The sequence below is a fragment of the Arthrobacter rhamnosi genome (assembly GCF_054510975.1).
This window is the reverse complement of the sequence record NZ_JBTNDN010000007.1, coordinates 90,649-106,069: the sequence shown is the minus strand read 5'-3', so window position 1 is coordinate 106,069 and position 15,421 is coordinate 90,649. Positions and strand designations below refer to the sequence as shown.

The 15,421-nt window shown below is 70.3% G+C and carries 13 protein-coding genes; 8 read left to right on the top strand and 5 right to left on the bottom strand.

Annotated elements, in window-relative coordinates; all coding sequences use genetic code 11:
- The first annotated feature begins 111 nt into the window (after positions 1-111).
- Positions 112-966: an alpha/beta fold hydrolase gene (locus tag ACX80J_RS15215; protein WP_459344836.1), complete on the top strand. Its 855-nt coding sequence runs from the start codon at positions 112-114 to the stop codon at positions 964-966.
- A gap of 19 nt (positions 967-985) precedes the next feature.
- Here the strand turns inward: ACX80J_RS15215 and ACX80J_RS15210 are convergent, their stop codons facing one another.
- Complete coding sequence (locus ACX80J_RS15210; protein WP_459348358.1) at positions 986-4,282, bottom strand: DEAD/DEAH box helicase; 3,297 nt, start codon at positions 4,280-4,282, stop codon at positions 986-988.
- Between the two features lie 234 nt (positions 4,283-4,516).
- On the opposite strand from ACX80J_RS15210, the gene ACX80J_RS15205 reads away from it, so the two are divergent.
- Complete coding sequence (locus tag ACX80J_RS15205) at positions 4,517-5,818, top strand: cation:proton antiporter (RefSeq protein ID WP_459348357.1); 1,302 nt, start codon at positions 4,517-4,519, stop codon at positions 5,816-5,818.
- Positions 5,819-5,829: 11 nt separating this feature from the next.
- On the opposite strand, the gene ACX80J_RS15200 is transcribed toward ACX80J_RS15205, so the two are convergent.
- Positions 5,830-7,020 (bottom strand): benzoate/H(+) symporter BenE family transporter, encoded by a 1,191-nt coding sequence (locus tag ACX80J_RS15200; RefSeq protein WP_459344839.1) that lies wholly within the window; start codon positions 7,018-7,020, stop codon positions 5,830-5,832.
- Between the two features lie 80 nt (positions 7,021-7,100).
- Here ACX80J_RS15200 and ACX80J_RS15195 point away from each other — a divergent pair, with 80 nt between their 5' ends.
- A complete protein-coding gene (locus ACX80J_RS15195; RefSeq protein WP_459344840.1) occupies positions 7,101-7,652 on the top strand; it encodes a helix-turn-helix domain-containing protein in 552 nt (183 codons plus the stop codon).
- Positions 7,653-7,690: 38 nt separating this feature from the next.
- Here ACX80J_RS15195 and ACX80J_RS15190 read toward each other — a convergent pair whose 3' ends face one another.
- The gene (locus tag ACX80J_RS15190) at positions 7,691-7,852 is read right to left on the bottom strand and encodes a hypothetical protein (RefSeq protein ID WP_459344841.1); all 162 of its coding nucleotides are present in this window, start codon (positions 7,850-7,852) and stop codon (positions 7,691-7,693) included.
- Between the two features lie 154 nt (positions 7,853-8,006).
- On the opposite strand from ACX80J_RS15190, the gene ACX80J_RS15185 reads away from it, so the two are divergent.
- Both ACX80J_RS15185 and ACX80J_RS15180 read left to right on the top strand, forming a co-directional pair.
- Complete coding sequence (locus tag ACX80J_RS15185; RefSeq protein WP_459344842.1) at positions 8,007-8,996, top strand: LLM class flavin-dependent oxidoreductase; 990 nt, start codon at positions 8,007-8,009, stop codon at positions 8,994-8,996.
- Between the two features lie 211 nt (positions 8,997-9,207).
- Positions 9,208-9,411, top strand: coding sequence for a cold-shock protein (locus ACX80J_RS15180; protein WP_026533290.1), 204 nt, complete (start codon positions 9,208-9,210; stop codon positions 9,409-9,411).
- A gap of 99 nt (positions 9,412-9,510) precedes the next feature.
- Here ACX80J_RS15180 and ACX80J_RS15175 read toward each other — a convergent pair whose 3' ends face one another.
- A complete protein-coding gene (locus ACX80J_RS15175; RefSeq protein WP_459348356.1) occupies positions 9,511-13,053 on the bottom strand; it encodes a TM0106 family RecB-like putative nuclease in 3,543 nt (1,180 codons plus the stop codon).
- 159 nt (positions 13,054-13,212) lie between these two features.
- Between ACX80J_RS15175 and ACX80J_RS15170 the strand changes: the two genes are divergently transcribed.
- From ACX80J_RS15170 to ACX80J_RS15160, 3 genes are read left to right on the top strand one after another with little or no spacing between them, the layout of a single operon-like run.
- Positions 13,213-13,671 (top strand): DUF3817 domain-containing protein, encoded by a 459-nt coding sequence (locus ACX80J_RS15170; RefSeq protein ID WP_459348355.1) that lies wholly within the window; start codon positions 13,213-13,215, stop codon positions 13,669-13,671.
- Between the two features lie 10 nt (positions 13,672-13,681).
- Entirely contained in the window at positions 13,682-14,038 is a 357-nt protein-coding gene (locus ACX80J_RS15165; protein ID WP_459344845.1) for a hypothetical protein, read from the top strand.
- A complete protein-coding gene (locus ACX80J_RS15160) occupies positions 14,031-14,300 on the top strand; it encodes a DUF3253 domain-containing protein (RefSeq protein ID WP_459348354.1) in 270 nt (89 codons plus the stop codon). Before ACX80J_RS15165 ends, ACX80J_RS15160 begins: the two co-directional genes overlap by 8 nt.
- Before the next feature lie 69 nt (positions 14,301-14,369).
- Here the strand turns inward: ACX80J_RS15160 and ACX80J_RS15155 are convergent, their stop codons facing one another.
- Complete coding sequence (locus tag ACX80J_RS15155) at positions 14,370-15,398, bottom strand: isopenicillin N synthase family dioxygenase (RefSeq protein WP_459344847.1); 1,029 nt, start codon at positions 15,396-15,398, stop codon at positions 14,370-14,372.
- Positions 15,399-15,421 lie beyond the last annotated feature (23 nt).

Here is a 15,421-nt window from a genome sequence, read left to right as displayed (position 1 = left end):
TCGGCGCCCGGCTCGGCACCCGGCTCCTGATACGAGATTCCGGCTCCTGATACAGGATTTCTGCACCGGCTCGGCGCCCGTCCGCGCCGGTGAGCACCTAGGGTGGGACGCATGGACGTGTTGCGCGAGAGGCATCGGACGATCCGCACCCAGGGAGCGGACCTCGCGGTGTTCGAGTACGGGCGGGACCCTCACCCCGACGCTCCGACGATGGTCTTCCTGCACGGATACCCCGACAACCACCGGGTGTTCCACCCGGTCCTGCGGGAGCTCGCGCCCACACACCATCTCGTCGCGTTCGACACGCGCAACGCCGGCCGGTCACGCCCCCGCGACGGAGCCGGTTTCACGCTGGCGGAACTGGTCGACGACCTCTTCGCCGTCCTCGACGGGATCGACGCCCCCGGCGGGGTCCGCCTCGTGGGCCACGACTGGGGTTCCATCCAGGGCTGGGCCGCCGTGCAGGACGAGCGCGCGGACGGGAGGATCACCGACTACACGAGCATCTCGGGTCCCGACCTGCGCCATTTCTCCCGCTGGCTGCGCGGCCGCTTCCGGAACCCTCGGCTGGTCCCCCAGGGGATCGGACAGGTACTGCGCAGCTGGTACGTCGCGGCCTTCCAGCTGCCGGTCCTGCCCGAGCTGTCCTGGAAATACGTCCTGACCCGCCGCTACGAGCTGACGGCGCGGCGCAACGTCGGCGCGGACCCTCTCCGCGGCCTCGCCCTGTACCGGACGAACATGTCCCGTACTGCAGAGCCTCCCCGGGGCCGACCGGTCACCCTTCCCGTGCATGTCATCGTCCCCCGGAAGGATCCGTTCCTGTCCCGGCACCTCGTCGACGGACTGGAGGAGTGGGTGGAGGACCTCACCGTCACCACTGTCCACGGTGGCCACTGGTGGATCGCCTCGCGACCCCGGGAGTTCGCGGAACTGCTCGACCCCTCGCTGCGCGGCGAGGCCTGATCGAGGTTCCGGGCGCGCGCTACGCCTCCAGCAGGCCCCGGATGTCCTCGGCGGTGAGCGCGGAGCTGAAGACGGCGTCGTCGTCCATGACCGAGGTGAACAGCTTGGCCTTCTGCTCCTTGAGCTTCATGACCTTCTCCTCGATGGTCCCCGTGGACACCATGCGGTAGACCATGACGTTCTTCGTCTGCCCGATGCGGTGGGTGCGGTCCACGGCCTGCGCCTCCGAGGCCGGGTTCCACCAGGGGTCGAGGAGGAAGCAGTAGTCCGCCTCGGTGAGGTTGAGGCCGAAACCGCCGGCCTTGAGGCTGATGAGGAACACGGGGGCCTTGCCGTCCTTGAAGGAGTCGATGACCTCGCCCCGGCTGCGGGTGGAGCCGTCGAGGTACGCATACTCGATGCCCCGGGCGTCGAGCTGCTCGGCGGCCTTCTTGAGGTAGGACGTGAATTGGCTGAAGACGAGCGCGCGGTGTCCCTCGGCGAGGACGTCCTCGAGGTTCTCGAACAGGACCTCGAGCTTGGCGGACGGGACGCCCTCGTGCTCGGGATCGACGAGCGAGGCATCGAGACTGAGCATGCGCAGCAGGGTCAGGGACCGGAAGACGATCATCCGGTTGCGGTTCATGTCCTCGATCAGGCCGAGGAGCTTCTGCCGCTCGCGCTGCAGGTACGTCTCGTAGATGCGCCTGTGCTCGGGATGGAGCTCCACCTCGAGGACCTGTTCCTGCTTCGGCGGGAGGTCGGACGCGACGGCCTCCTTGGTGCGGCGCATCATCAGCGGCCGGATGCGCTTGCGCAGCCGCACCAGCGGCCGGTTGTCGCCGATCTTCTCGATCGGCGTCCGGTAGTCCTCCGTGAACTTCCGGGCGGAGGGGAACAAGCCCGGCGCCACGATGTTGAACAGGGACCACAGCTCCATGAGGTTGTTCTCCATGGGCGTTCCGGTGATGGCGAGTTTGAAGGGCGCGTCGAAGTCCTTCGCCGCCTGGTGCACCTTGGACGCCCTGTTCTTGACGAACTGGGCCTCGTCGAGCACGAGCCCGGACCACGAGAGGTCTTGGTAGGCGGAGAAGTCGAGCCGGAACAGGGTGTAGGAGGTGATGACGACGTCGGCGTCGCCCACCTGCTCGCGGATCGGGACGCCGGAGGCGCCCTGCGTGTCACTGATCGCGGCGACCTTGAGGCCGGGCACGAAGCGGTGCGCCTCCTTGGACCAGTTGGGCACCACGGAGGTGGGCGCTACGACGAGGAACGGAGCATCGAGCCCCGTGCTCTCCTTCGCGTAGGCCATGAGCGCGAGCGCCTGCAGGGTCTTGCCGAGGCCCATGTCGTCGGCGAGTACTCCGCCGAGCTGGTGCCGCCACAGGAACGCGAGCCAGCTGAAGCCCTCCGCCTGGTAGGGCCGCATCTCCGCGACGAGGCCCGCGGGCGCCGGGGTGGCTTTGACATCCTTGAGTTCGAGCAGGCCGCTGACGGCGTCACGCCAGGACTGCGCCTGCTCGGTCTCCTCGGCGAGGTCCTCGAAGTCCGCCCACAACCCCGCCTGGTAACGGCTGATCTGCAGGCCGGACTCGGGATCCCACTCGCTCAGCGCGCGGGCCTCCTCGATGAGTTCACGGAGCTGGTCGAAGACGGGCTGCTCGAGGGACAGGTAGCTGTTGTCGACGAGCTTCAGCTTCTTCCGGCCCTGCGCCAGTGCGCGGAAGATCGAGTCGAAGGGGATGGTGCGCCCGCTCACCGTCACCATGACGCCGAGGTCGAACCAGTCGCGATTGTCCGTCTCGACGGTGCTGATGCGCAGCGTGGGCGTCTCCGTCAGCTCCCGGTAGTCCGGCTTCTCGCCGACGACGTCCACGCTCACGCCGTCGAGCTCCAAAAGTTTCGGCAGCACGTCCTCGGCGAACTCCACGGCCTGCATGTCCTCGAGATTCAGGGACTTCAGGGGCAGGGCACCGAGGACCTGGCGGACAGCAGCGGCGAGCGCGTCCTCGGCATCGGTGTCGCGGTATCCGTCGTCGCTGCCCGGACCGCCCCGGCGGAACGGCCTGCGCTGCACGGCGTCACCCAGCGGGTAGTCGAAGTTCCAGTCGAGGGCCACGGACCCGTCGGCGCCGTAGGCCGTCGTCAGGACGAGGACCGGGGGCTGGATCTCGGGGAGCTCGACGGTGCCGTCGCTGCTCTCCACGGAGATGGACTGCCGCAGCTTGGGGTAGTACTCCTGCAGGAAGAGGGACTTCTCCTCCTCGGGGACGACGACGGCGCGGCCGCGCTGCAGGAGCTCGATGTCCTTGGGCGTGAGCCTCCGCGAGGTCGGCGCGAGCGTGATGGTGTCATCGGGGGCCACGGTGTAGATGCCGTGGGTGCTGATGACGTGGGCGGTCTCCGAGGGGTGGGGCCGGCCGTCGACGTCGAGGGCCGGGCAGAGCTGGAGTGAGCCGTCCTCCGTCTCCGTCGCGTCGAGTTTCAGGGTGGCGCGGGCGGCGAGCTCGATGGTCACCGATTTCTTGGACCCCACGAAGGCGATCCCGAGGCGCTGCGCCTCGTCCAGCAGCTGCCACAGGAGCGGGTTGCTGAAGTCGTCGAGGTACAGCCAGGAGTCGTTGTTGCCGAAGTAGTTGACGCCCGTCCCGCGGTGCAGCGCCGGGAACTGGGAGAACCAGCGGTGCTGGTCGGGGTCGAGCTTCAGCCCGTACGTCTGGTAGCTGATGCTGCCCCAGGACAGGTTGTTCTTGATCCACTTGCCCTTGCCGTTCTGGCTGACCGGCCGCACCCCGAGGCGCGTATTGAGCGTCCGCTGCCCCTGGCGCTGGGCTGCCGACCCCCACCGCTGGACGGCCACTTCGGGGGTCCGCAGCTCGAACTGGAGCCCGAGGGGCGTCAGCGCCGCCGCCGGGCTCCCGTCGGAGCCGTCGGCGTCGAGGAGCTCGAGGAGGGAGGCCTGCCAGCCTTCCGGAGCCGACGGACGCGGCGCGGGCCGTGCGCCCAGTTCGCGCTCGTGCTGCGCGAGGAGGTTCTCGGTGTTGCTCTGCAGGGCCGTGGCGGCGACGTGCTTGCAGTCCGCGCCGACGGGGCAGCTGCAGAAGTTCTCCAGCGGGCGGAAGCGGCCGTCGCCCTTCACCCCGAGGCGGAGTTTGGTCCGGTAGTCGGAGGGTGCGGTGCCGCGGACCTTTCCGGTCAGGATCTTGGACTCCGCATCCCACGCGAGGGAGCTGACGGCGCCGTCCTTGGCGTAGGTCTGTCCGCGCTGGAACGCAGCCCCGCCCACGATCCGGATGATGTCGGTGACATCGACCATGGGGTGGCTGGAATTGGGCATAATTCCATGCTCTCACGCGAGGGTGACGCCCCGGGCCACAGGAGTCCGCTTTCGCGCGCAGCTGCCCGCCACCGCGCGCCCGGATGCTGCGGCCGGCTGCCGCCGCCCGCCCGGATGCGGGTCCTGGACCATGCGCCCTGACGGTGCAACCGGATGATGGGTCGGAATGCCTGCCCTACTGTTGGTAAGGGGGCTGACAAACGCCGGGGTCGGCGGAAACGGAAGAGGTCGTGCGTGTTCGAGGTACCCAGCATCATCTATGCGGCGGCGGGGCTCGCCGTGTTCGCCGCCGCGCTCCTGCCACGGCTGCTCATGCGCGCGCCGGTCTCGATGCCCATGGTGTTCCTCGCCGCGGGCATCCTGGTCTTCGGTTTCGCGCGTGACCTGCCCGATCCCGACCCGCTGAAGTACAGCGACGTGGCGCTCCACCTCAGCGAGGTGTGCGTGATCATCTCGCTCATGGGAGCCGGGCTCGCCCTGGACCGCAGGGTGGGCTGGCGCAGCTGGTCCACCACGTGGCGCCTCCTCGGCATCGCGATGCCCCTGTGCATCCTCCTCCTGACCCTGATGGGGCTGTGGCTGCTCGGGCTCGGCCTGGCCTCCGCCCTGCTGGTGGCTGCGGCTCTGGCGCCGACCGATCCCGTCCTCGCCTCCGAGGTGCAGGTCGGTGAGCCGTCGGAGTCGGAGGAGGACCTCGGTGCCGAGGACGAGGTGCGCTTCGGGCTGACGTCCGAGGCCGGCCTCAACGACGGGCTGGCCTTCCCCTTCGTCTACCTCGCCATCCTGATGAGCACTGTCGGGCTGGCGCCGTCCGCCTGGTTCGCGGAATGGATCCTGCTCGACGTGCTGTGGCGGATGATCATCGGCTGTGCCTTCGGGTTCGGCATCGGCAGGCTGCTGGGCCGTATTTTCTTCCGGACGCCGATCAAGAGCGTCCGCCTCGCGAACTACTCCGAGGGTTTCGTGGCGCTGGCCGCGACGTTCCTGACGTACGGACTGACCGAAGCCGTGGAGGGCTACGGTTTCATCGCGGTCTTCGTCTGCGCCGTCACCATCCGGGCCGGCGAACAGACCCATGGCTACCACGGAGTGCTGCACAGCTACATCGAGCAGCTGGAGCGGCTCCTGACCGTCGTCGTGCTCGTCCTGCTCGGCGGCGCCGTCGCCCGGGGGCTGTTCGAGGGCCTGCGACCCCTGGAGGTGGTGGTCGCCGTCGCGTTCATCCTGCTGGTCCGCCCGCTCACCGCCTGGCTGAGCCTCGCGCGTGGCAAGACCGGCCCCAGGGAACGCACCGTGCTCGCCTTCTTCGGGGTGCGCGGGATCGGCTCCATCTACTACCTCAGCTACGCGCTGTCGAAGGGCGAGTTCGCGGCGGACGAGACGGCACTGTGGCGGGTCGGCGGACTCGTCATCGTCCTGTCGATCGTGGTCCACGGCATCACTGCCGCGCCCGTCATCAACGCCCTGGACCGCGCCCGCCAGCGCAAGGCGCGCGCGCAGGGCGATGAGGCGCAGGCGCCGAACACCCCCGTCTAGCCGCATCCGCCTCAGCCGAGCGGAGCCTTCCGTTCCAGGGCCGCCCGGACCAGGAGCCCGCCGACGAGTGCCCAGAACGCCCCTCCGATCCCGAGGACGGACAGGCCCGACGCCGCCAGCAGGAACGTCACGGCGCCGCTCATCCGGCCCCTCGCATCCTGAAAGGATGCCGTCACCGCCGTCGCCATGGTGCCGATGAGCGCCAGGCCGGCCACGGCCTCCACGAGCCCTGCCGGGGCGGCGCCCACGACGACGACGAGGGCACCCGAGACGCCGGCGAGCACCAGGTAGGAGAGCCCGGCCGTCAGGGCCGCGATCCAGCGGCGGTCCCGGTCCTCGCCTGCGCCTTCCCCGGCGGACAGCGCCGCGGACAGGGCCGCGAGGTTGACCGCGTGCCCGCCGAAGGGCGCGACGACGGCGGTGCCGAGTCCCGTCACGGCGAGCGCCGGCCGCCAGGGTGCCCGGTAGCCGAAGGACGCGAGGACGGCGACGCCGGGGAGGTTCTGCGACGCCATGGTCACCACGTAGAGGGGCAGGGCTATGCCGACGACGGCGGCCGGATCCAGGGCCGGCAGGGTGACGGTGAGCGTCGGTGCCAGGGAGGAGGGGTCGATGACGGTCCCGTGGAGGGTGAGCTGGACGCCGATCACCGCCAGGGCGGCGGCGAGGGCGAGCGGAACGGCCCACTTCGGCACGAGCGCGGAGGCAGCGAGCCAGACGGCGATCACCGGGAACACCAGCAGCGGGATGGAGCCCAGGGACTGGAAAGGGGCCAGGCAGAGCGGCAGCAGCACGCCTGCGAGCATGGCCTGGGCGAGGTGCTGCGGGATCCGGGCGACGAGGCGGCCGAGCCAGGGCACCGCGCCGGTCAGGGCGATCAGGACGCCCGTGACGAGGAACGCGCCCACCGCTGCCGGCCAGCCTCCCGCCGGGATGCTCGCGCCGGCCAGGAGGGCGGCTCCGGGCGTGGACCAGGACAGGGTGACCGGGAGGCGGTACCGCAGCGACAGCAGGACGATCCCGACGCCCACGACGGCCGTCAGGGCGAGCAACCCCGAAGCAGCCTGCTCCGGCGTGGCGCCGGTGGCCCGCAGTCCCGCGAGGACGACGGCGAAGGACGACGTGAAGCCGACGAGGGCCGTGACGACCCCGGCGAGGACGGGTTCGTGCAGGCCGGGCCGGACGGCGGTACTCGTGTGCACCGGGGTCTCCTGTTCGGAACGCCGAGCGCCCAGTCGATCGAAGTGTTCTGTATATGGAACGGCAAGCGTAGGATGCGGGGATGCCCGAGGACAAGCCCGACCGGACCGGATCGCTCCGAACCGCCGTCGCCCGGCGCATCACGGCGCTGCGACAGGAGAAAGGGCTCTCACTCAGCAGCCTGGCCGCCCGGGCAGGGATCGGCAAGGGCACGCTGTCCGAACTCGAGGCCGGCACCCGCAATGCGACCCTCGAGACCCTGTACGCGCTGGCGGGTCCGCTGGGAGTTCCACTGACCGGCCTCGTGGGGGACGAGACGGGCCGCAGCGTGTCCGACGGCGTGGTGGACGCCCGGCTCCTGTCGGTCCGCCTGCACGACGACGGCGGGACCACGGAGATCTTCTGGCTCACCATCGCCGCCGGCGGCACGAGGACCTCGCCACCGCATGCCCCGGGCACCACCGAGCATCTGCGGCTGGTGCGGGGGAGTGCGCAGGTGGGGCCCCGGGGCGCCGAGCGGCCGGTCGACGCAGGCGGGTCGCGGTCGTGGTCCGGCGACACGGTGCACTGCTACGGGTCCGCGGAGGGAGCCGAAGGAGTCCTCGTCATCGAGACTCCGAGGGGGCCGGCCTGAGCAGGGTCAGGTAGGGCCGATCGGACGCCCGCGTCCCCTCAGCCGTTGCGGACCTGCTCCAGGCGCCGCTGCACGGCTTCCAGTTCGTCGCTGAGGGACTGCAGGCGCGCGGTGTTCTGTTCCACGGCGAGTGCCCGGACGAGGGAGTCCTGGCGCTCGCGGAGCGCCGTCTCGGAGGTCGGCAGGTCGGGATTCGGCATGCTCCCAGTCTCGCAGAGCGCGGCCTGCCGCGGCGTGATATCGGCCACTGCCCTGCAGGGCCCGGGCCCTGCAGGAAATAGATGCGCCGAGGCAACCGTTCCCTCAACAGGCCCACGACTGCCGTCGTGGTTCTGGAAATCGAGAGGTGCATCCATGACTGTCCCCCTGTCCATCCTGGATCTGGCGCAGGTCGCCGAGGGTTCCACTCCGGCGGAGACGTTCGCGTCCAGCGTGTCGCTCGCGCAGCACGCCGAGACGTGGGGCTACCGCCGTATCTGGTACGCGGAGCACCACAACATGGGCAGCATCGCCTCCTCGGCCACGAGCGTCCTGATCGCCCACATCGCCGCCCACACCTCGAGCATCCGGCTCGGTTCCGGCGGCGTCATGCTGCCCAACCACTCACCGCTGACGATCGCGGAGCAGTTCGGCACCCTCGAGAGCCTGCACCCCGGACGCATCGACCTCGGGCTCGGCCGCGCCCCGGGGAGCGACCAGGTCACGGCCCGCGCGCTGCGCCGCGATCCCGCGTCCGCGGACAGCTTCCCGCAGGACGTCCTCGAACTGCAGGGCTACCTCACGGGGGAGACGAGGGTTCCCGGCGTCCAGGCCACCCCCGGCAAGGGCACCAACGTCCCGCTGTACATCCTCGGGTCCTCGCTTTTCGGCGCGCGGCTCGCCGCTGCCCTCGGCCTGCCCTTCGCCTTCGCCTCCCACTTCGCGCCGCAGGCCCTGCAGGATGCCGCCGCGATCTACCGCCGGGAGTTCAAGCCCTCCGAGCAGGCCGACAGGCCGCACTTCATCGCCGGGGTCAACGTGATCGCGGCGGACAGCGCGAACGATGCGCACCACGAGTTCCACGAGGCGATGCTGCGTCGCGTGAGCCTCCTCCTCGGGCGCGGCCAGACCTTCACGCGCGAGGAGTCCGAAGCCATCCTCGCCTCTCCGGGCGGCCAGCAGATGGCCGACATGGCCCGCTACAGCGCGGTGGGAACGGCCGACGTCGTGCAGGACTACCTGGACCGATTCGCCGCCCAGACCGGGGCGGACGAACTCATCATCGCGACGCAGGCGGGCAGCACGGAGGCGTGGCTGCGCTCCTTCGAGCTGGTGGCCGACGCCATGCTTCGCGTCGGCGCCTGAGGGCCACGAAAAAAAGAACCTCGCACTTCTGCTTGCCATCACCCTCCAACGTTTGGTTAAGTAGGACCTAGTTGTAGTGTTGCGCATTTGAATTTCGCGCGGTTTAGCCCTCGCGGGATAGGCCGCGTCTCTGAAAAAGCGGACAAGCACGCCGCGACTGGGGCGTTCCGAAAGTCGGAGCGCGTCTGAATTTCAGAAGGATGAACAAAAAATGGCAACAGGTACCGTGAAGTGGTTCAACGCTGAAAAGGGCTTTGGATTCATTGCTCCCGACGACGGAAGCGCAGACGTGTTCGCACACTTCTCCGCGATCAACGCGAGCGGCTACCGCTCGCTCGACGAGAACCAGAAGGTCAGCTTCGACACCGAGCAGGGCCCCAAGGGTCCCCAGGCGTCGAACATCCAGCCCCTCTAAGGCTCGGATCTTCAACTAGATCTTTTCGAAGAAGCAGGATGGACTCCGGTCCGTCCTGCTTCTTCGTTTAACTCGCCGGGCAGCGGACGGGGTCGCCCGTCAGGAGACGCCGGCGCAGAGTCCGATGAAGGCGCCGAGCTCCTCGAGGGCTGCCGGCGTCGACGGCAGGTGGTGGGTCAGCCGGGGCGAGCGGATGAGGACGGCCCGCCATTGACCGCGTGAGACGGCCACATTGATGCGATTGCGGTTGAGCAGGAACCCGATGCCCCTCGGTGCCTCCGCAGCCGAGGATGCCGCCATGGTGACGATCACGACGGCGGCCTGCTGGCCCTGGAACCGGTCCACCGTTCCCACCCGGACGTCCCCATACCCCGCGGCGGCCAGTGCCTTCCGCACGAGCTGCACCTGTGCGTTGTAGGCGGCCACCACGAGGATGTCGGTCTGCGCGAGGGGGCGGGGCGTGGCGCGCGCGTCCGGGGTCCAGGGAAGACCGAGGTGCCGCCGCACCTGAGCGACCACCTCCTCGGCCTCCTCGGGTGAGGACGTGGCATTGCCGGAATGCTCCACGGACACGCATTCGACGCCGGGTCCGGACCTCTCCAGGTGGCGGCCCCGGGCGGCCGGAGCCGTGGTGAGGCGTCCGTCGTAGGCGAAGGCAGACACCGCCCGGCACAGGTCCGGGTGCATCCGCCAGGTGTCCGCCAGGAAGTAACCGAACTCCGCCGGAAGGGTCGAGTGGCCGGCGGAGAGCCAGCCGAGCGCCGAGGCATCGACCGGTTCGGGGTGGGTCCCCTGGGTCACCTGCGGAAGCTGTTGTGGATCCCCGAGGAGCAGGAGCCGGGAGGCGGCCTGCGCCACGGCCATCGTGTTGGCGAGCGAGAACTGACCCGCCTCGTCGATGACCAGCAGGTCGAGCGAGCCCGCCGGGACCTTGCTGCCGGTCATCGTCCAGGCCGTGCCGCCGATGAGGCACCCGCCCGCCGTGCCGAGAAGGCGGGCGACGTCGTCGTCGGACCGCTGGTTCCAGGGCGTGGTGGGGTCCTCGGTCCGTTTGGCCACCAGCTGTGCGGGAACCCCCGCTTCCATCGCGCGGCACAGCAGGTTCTCGACCACGGCATGGGACTGGGCGACGACGCCGACCTTCCAGCCGCTCCGCACCAGCCGTTCGACGACGTCGGCGCCGACGTGCGTCTTGCCCGTGCCGGGCGGTCCCTGCACCGCGAGGTACGAGTCGGAGAGCAACCGCAGTGCCGCGGTGATCGCCTCCGCATAGCCGTTGCTCCCCGGCGGGACGGCGGGCAGGACGCCGCTCGAGAGGCGTGGCGGTATGCGCCGCAGCAGGTCGAGTGCAGGACCCGCGGGGATCCCGGGCAGCGCCCGGCCGACACGGTCCGCAAGCGCCACCAGTGCCTCCTGCAGGGACTTCGTCAGGAGGGGCTGGTCCGGGGAGAGGGCCACGGGCACGACGGGACGAGGCTCTGCACCGCGCTTCAGCTTCTCCCGGAGGACCGCTGCGACGCCGTCGCCGTCCTCCGACAGCTCCGTCACCTCGACCCCGAACCACCCGCCGCGCCCGGTGCCGCTGCTGTCCGCGACGTCGGCGCCGGCGGGCACGGGGGAGTCGTAGATGGCGAAGTAGGAGGAGCCCTCACGGAAGTCCGCGCCGGGCTGTAGCCGGGCTGTGACCTTCAGCGTCCGCACGGGGTTGGACCGGGACGTCGGCCGGGCCCAGTCCTCGACGACCTCCAGCGTGCGGAAGGCCATCACATCGCGGGACTCCTCCCACTCGGAGGCGGGAGCCGCCAGGCGGTCGAAGTGCGACCACCAGAACTGCTTCCTCTCCCGCCGGTGGTAGCCCACCGCCGCCGCGACGAGGGCGACGGCCTGCTGGTCGGGGTGCTTCGCCTCCTCGGGCGACAGCCGCGCGAGGTGGTCCAGCAGCCGCGCCTCCTCGGGGGCGGGCCCGTAGGCGATCCGCTCCTCGGCGGCCGGACCATCCCGGTCCACCGGGTCTGGCCCCGCGTGGCGTACCCGGAGGCCGAGCAGCCAGTCCCGGAGCCGGAGCGTCGAGACGCAGTCGTACCGGTTGTAGTCGCTGATCCCGGCCAGGATCTCCGCCGCAGCGGCCTGCTCACCGGCGTCACGAGCGGTGCAGTAGGCGGCATAGGCGACGACGGAGGCGCCGGCATCCGGGACATCGCCCGAGCGGAGGTCGCCGTCCATGTAGAGGGGCTCGAGCTTCTTGAGGCTGTAGGAGCGTTCGGAGATGCGGAGACTGGAGCGCACGGTCTCGTAGAGGTCCATGAGCACACCGTCCCGCAGCAGCGTGTCCACGGCGTCCTCGCCGATGACGTGGACGAGGGACAGGCGGCGCAGCGCGCTCTTCTCGTAGGCCGCGTAGTGGTAGACGTGCAGGTCCGGATACTGCCGGCGGCGCTGCGCCACGTAGTCCAGGAAGTGGGCGAAGGCACTGCGTTCCTCGGCCCTGCTGTGCGCCCAGAACGGACGGAAGGTCGGCTCCGCCGCGTCGTCGGCCGGCTGTTCGACGACGCCGAACAGGTACTCGATGCCCCAGCTCCCATCCGCGGGGTCCTGCCACAGCGGATCGCCCTCGAAGTCGAAGAAGATGTCGCCCTTGCTCGGGGCGGGGAGCGACGCCAGGGCGTGGCCGGGGAGGACGCGGTAGGAGACGGTGTGCTCCCGGCCTCCGGCGTCGCGGTAGGTGACGCCACCGTCGACCTCCGCAGTGCCGAGCTGCAGGCGCGCCTGCTCCTGCAGCCGGGTGAGGGATGCATCCTCCGGGCGCGGTGCCATGGCGGCGAGCTGCTCGATCGTCGCGATGCCCTCGCGGCGCAGCCTCGCCCTGCGCTCCCCGGTCATCGAGGCGACGAGCAGCAGGTCGCGCGTCGCCTCGACCTGCTCCCAGCAGTAGTCGCAGCGGCCACAGGCGGCGAGGTCCGCCGTCTCCCAGGCCACGGGGTCCGGCTGGTTCCGGTGGCTGTGCACGAGGTCGAGGAAGCGTGCGCGGCGTTCGCGGAACACCGGCAGGAGGTCGGAGAGGCTGTGGACGCTGCGCGTACGGTCGCCGAGCACGAGCGTCACGTCCGGCGAGGTCGGGATGCCGGCCGCCTGCAGCTGATCGCCGTAGGCGGCGAGCTGGAGCAGGGCGCCGACCTTCGCGTGGCGCGCCAGCTTCGTGTCCCAGACGGCGTAGGAGCCGTCCCCCTGCCGGACGAGGAAGTCGGAGCGGCCGTGGAACGTGCCGTCGAAGAAGGCCGCCTGGAACACCACGGATGCTCCCGAGCGCAGCGCGCGGATCGATTCCTCGTGCTTGTCCACCAGGACGCCGCGGTCCATCACCGCGGCCGGTTCGACGTCGTACACGCCCGTCGGGTTGCCCGGCGACCAGAGCCCGTGCTCGGCCACCAGCTCATCCAGCACCCGGCGCTCGTGCAGGTCGCCGAGGGCGGCCGCACGCTGCAGCATCTCATCCGTTGCGAACTCGGCACGCTCGGCCCGTCCCAGCTTCTCGTCGAGGACGCGCAGGAGCCGGTACCCGCATTCGGAGGCCAGGACGAGGTCGGTCGCGGAGAACACGAGATCGGGGCCGGACGCCTCGGGGCCACCGTCGAGCAGGAACATGTGCTGCGGACCCTTCCGTCGTGCTGCCAGGACTCCTACAGTCCATCATGTCCCACCGACGTCCGTGTGGCCCGGCCCACAGCAGGACGGGGCGGAGCGGTGCCGACCCCGGGGGATGGAAGAATTGGCAGTACCGACCACCGACCAGGAGCAACCGCCATGAACCCCCGCACGCTATTCCGCACCGTCGCCGTCGCGGAGGCGGTGACCTGGGCCTTCCTGCTGCTCGGCATGTTCTTCAAGTACGTCGCCCGCACGACCGAGGCGCTCGTGCCGCCGGCGGGAGCGGTGCATGGATTCGTTTTCCTGTGCTTCGTGGTCACGACGGTGTTCGTCTGGATCAACCAGCGCTGGTCCCTGGCGACGGGCCTGCTGGGGCTCGCGTCGGCGGTCCTCCCCTTCGCCACCGTCCCCTACGAGCGATGGCTCGAACGCCACGGGCGGCTCGCGCGTGCCTGGCGCCTCGCTCCCGGCGCCGAGGCACCCCGGAACCCCCTCGAGAACCTCCAGGCCTGGGTGCTGCGGAGCCCGCTCGCCGCACTGCTGGTCGCCGTCGCCGGGATCTCGGTGGTCTTCACCGTGCTGCTGATCGTCGGGCCTCCCGGATCCTCGAGCTGACGGGCGCACCATGACCGAGCCAGACGGCACCACTGACGACGAGCGGTACTTCCTCTCCGGCGGACGCCGCTGGCGCAGGGCCGATCCGTCGCTGCCCGAGGACATCAAGGCGCGGCTGATGTCCCACCTGGGTCGCGGCCGATCGGGTGTCCGCAACAGCGCCAGGGGCGACGACGGCGGAGCGCTTCCCCGCGCACGACGTACCGTCCAGCTGGCCAAGGAAGGGCTCGGCGAACGGGGGACTCCCTGGTGGGAGCAGTCCGAGGCCGAACGGACGGCTCGCTGGGCCGCCGCACTGAAGGAACTCGACGCGCTGCACCCGCAGCGGCCCGGCGGTACCGACCGGAAGCGGTCCGGGGATGACTGACCATCCCTCCGACGAGGCCCTGCGCGCGGAGATCCTGCGGATCGCCGAGCACCGGGGGAGTGAGAAGACGTTGTGCCCCTCGGACGCGGCCCGCAGCATCGGCGGCAACACCTGGCGGGAGCTGATGCCCTCGGCGCGGCGGATCGCCTTCGAGCTCGCCGGCGAGGGGCGCGTGGACGTCACGCAGCACGGGGAGCGCGTGGAGGCGGAGGCGCGGGGCCCCATCCGCATCCGTTGGGTGGACGGCCCCGACCGGTCCTGAGGTGCGGGGAATCCCGGACATCACGACGACGGCGGCACCCGGTGGGTGCCGCCGTCGTCGTCCCCGCGTCTACTTTTTGGCGAGCTCGGGGTGGTGGAGTTCGGTGACGTCGGGGTGGGCGCGGACGCGGCCCTTCAGGACGTTCGACCCGTAGGTGGACAGCATCGGGTTCTCCGGATCGTCCGTGATGCCGCGGGCCGCGGCCTTCAGGTCCTCCGTGAGCGGCACCGGCGCGATCACGGCGTCGAGGCGCGGTGACCAGAAGAACGGGACGGCGTAGCGGTCGACGCCCGCCGGGGGCGCGGTGACGCGGTGGATGGTGGCGGCGAGGTAGCCCTCGGTGGCCACCTCGAGCATCTCGCCGAGGTTCACGACGAGTGCCCCGGGGATCGGTGTGACCGGGACCCACTCGCTCGCGCTGTGGGGGAGGACCTCGAGGCCGCCCACCTCGTCCTGCAGCAGGAGGGTCACGAAGCCGTAGTCGGCGTGGGCGCCCACGCCCTGGGATCCGGCTCCCTCCACGACGCCTCCGACGTAGTGGACGAGCTTCGCCATCCAGGCGGGCGTCCTCTCGAACGGCTCGGCGAAGTAGTCCTCGGGGAGGTGGAGGGCGACGGCGATGGCCGAGAGCAGTTCGGCGCCGACCCGGGACATCAGCCCGGCCCAGGCCATCGCCTGCTCCTCGAGTTCGGGGAGGGTCTCCCGCGGCCACAGGTTGGGCCCCTGGAGCAGCCAGTACGGCTCGTCGGCGGGGTAGTCGCTGAGCGGTTCACGCTCGGGGGAGAAATCGATCTGCTCCCGGGCGTCGGGCCTGCCGCGCGTGATCTCGGTCCCCAGTCCCGCGTAGCCGCGGAAGTGGGGCGAGGTGCGGTTGTGGATCTTCAGCCGCTCCTCGAGCGGGAGGTCGAAGAAGCGGCGCGTGACATCGAAGAGGTCGTCCACCTGGGTGGGCGCGGCGCCGTAGTTGACGACGTGGAAGAAGCCGACGGTGTGCGCGGCGTTGCGCAGTTCCTCGATGAAGCCGGGGTTGAAGGAACCATCGGCGGAACGTGCGGTACTGAGGTCAAGGGTGGGGATCGATCCCGTGGAATGCTCCATGCGGAGGAGATTACGCCCGTTCA

Coding starts and splice junctions, on each gene's coding strand:
- ACX80J_RS15215 (WP_459344836.1), top strand. CDS start 112: ATGGACGTGTTGCGCGAGAGGCATCGGACGATCCGCACCCAGGGAGCG.
- ACX80J_RS15210 (WP_459348358.1), bottom strand. CDS start 4,282: ATGCCCAATTCCAGCCACCCCATGGTCGATGTCACCGACATCATCCGG.
- ACX80J_RS15195 (WP_459344840.1), top strand. CDS start 7,101: ATGCCCGAGGACAAGCCCGACCGGACCGGATCGCTCCGAACCGCCGTC.
- ACX80J_RS15190 (WP_459344841.1), bottom strand. CDS start 7,852: ATGCCGAATCCCGACCTGCCGACCTCCGAGACGGCGCTCCGCGAGCGC.
- ACX80J_RS15185 (WP_459344842.1), top strand. CDS start 8,007: ATGACTGTCCCCCTGTCCATCCTGGATCTGGCGCAGGTCGCCGAGGGT.
- ACX80J_RS15180 (WP_026533290.1), top strand. CDS start 9,208: ATGGCAACAGGTACCGTGAAGTGGTTCAACGCTGAAAAGGGCTTTGGA.
- ACX80J_RS15175 (WP_459348356.1), bottom strand. CDS start 13,053: ATGTTCCTGCTCGACGGTGGCCCCGAGGCGTCCGGCCCCGATCTCGTG.
- ACX80J_RS15170 (WP_459348355.1), top strand. CDS start 13,213: ATGAACCCCCGCACGCTATTCCGCACCGTCGCCGTCGCGGAGGCGGTG.
- ACX80J_RS15165 (WP_459344845.1), top strand. CDS start 13,682: ATGACCGAGCCAGACGGCACCACTGACGACGAGCGGTACTTCCTCTCC.
- ACX80J_RS15160 (WP_459348354.1), top strand. CDS start 14,031: ATGACTGACCATCCCTCCGACGAGGCCCTGCGCGCGGAGATCCTGCGG.
- ACX80J_RS15155 (WP_459344847.1), bottom strand. CDS start 15,398: ATGGAGCATTCCACGGGATCGATCCCCACCCTTGACCTCAGTACCGCA.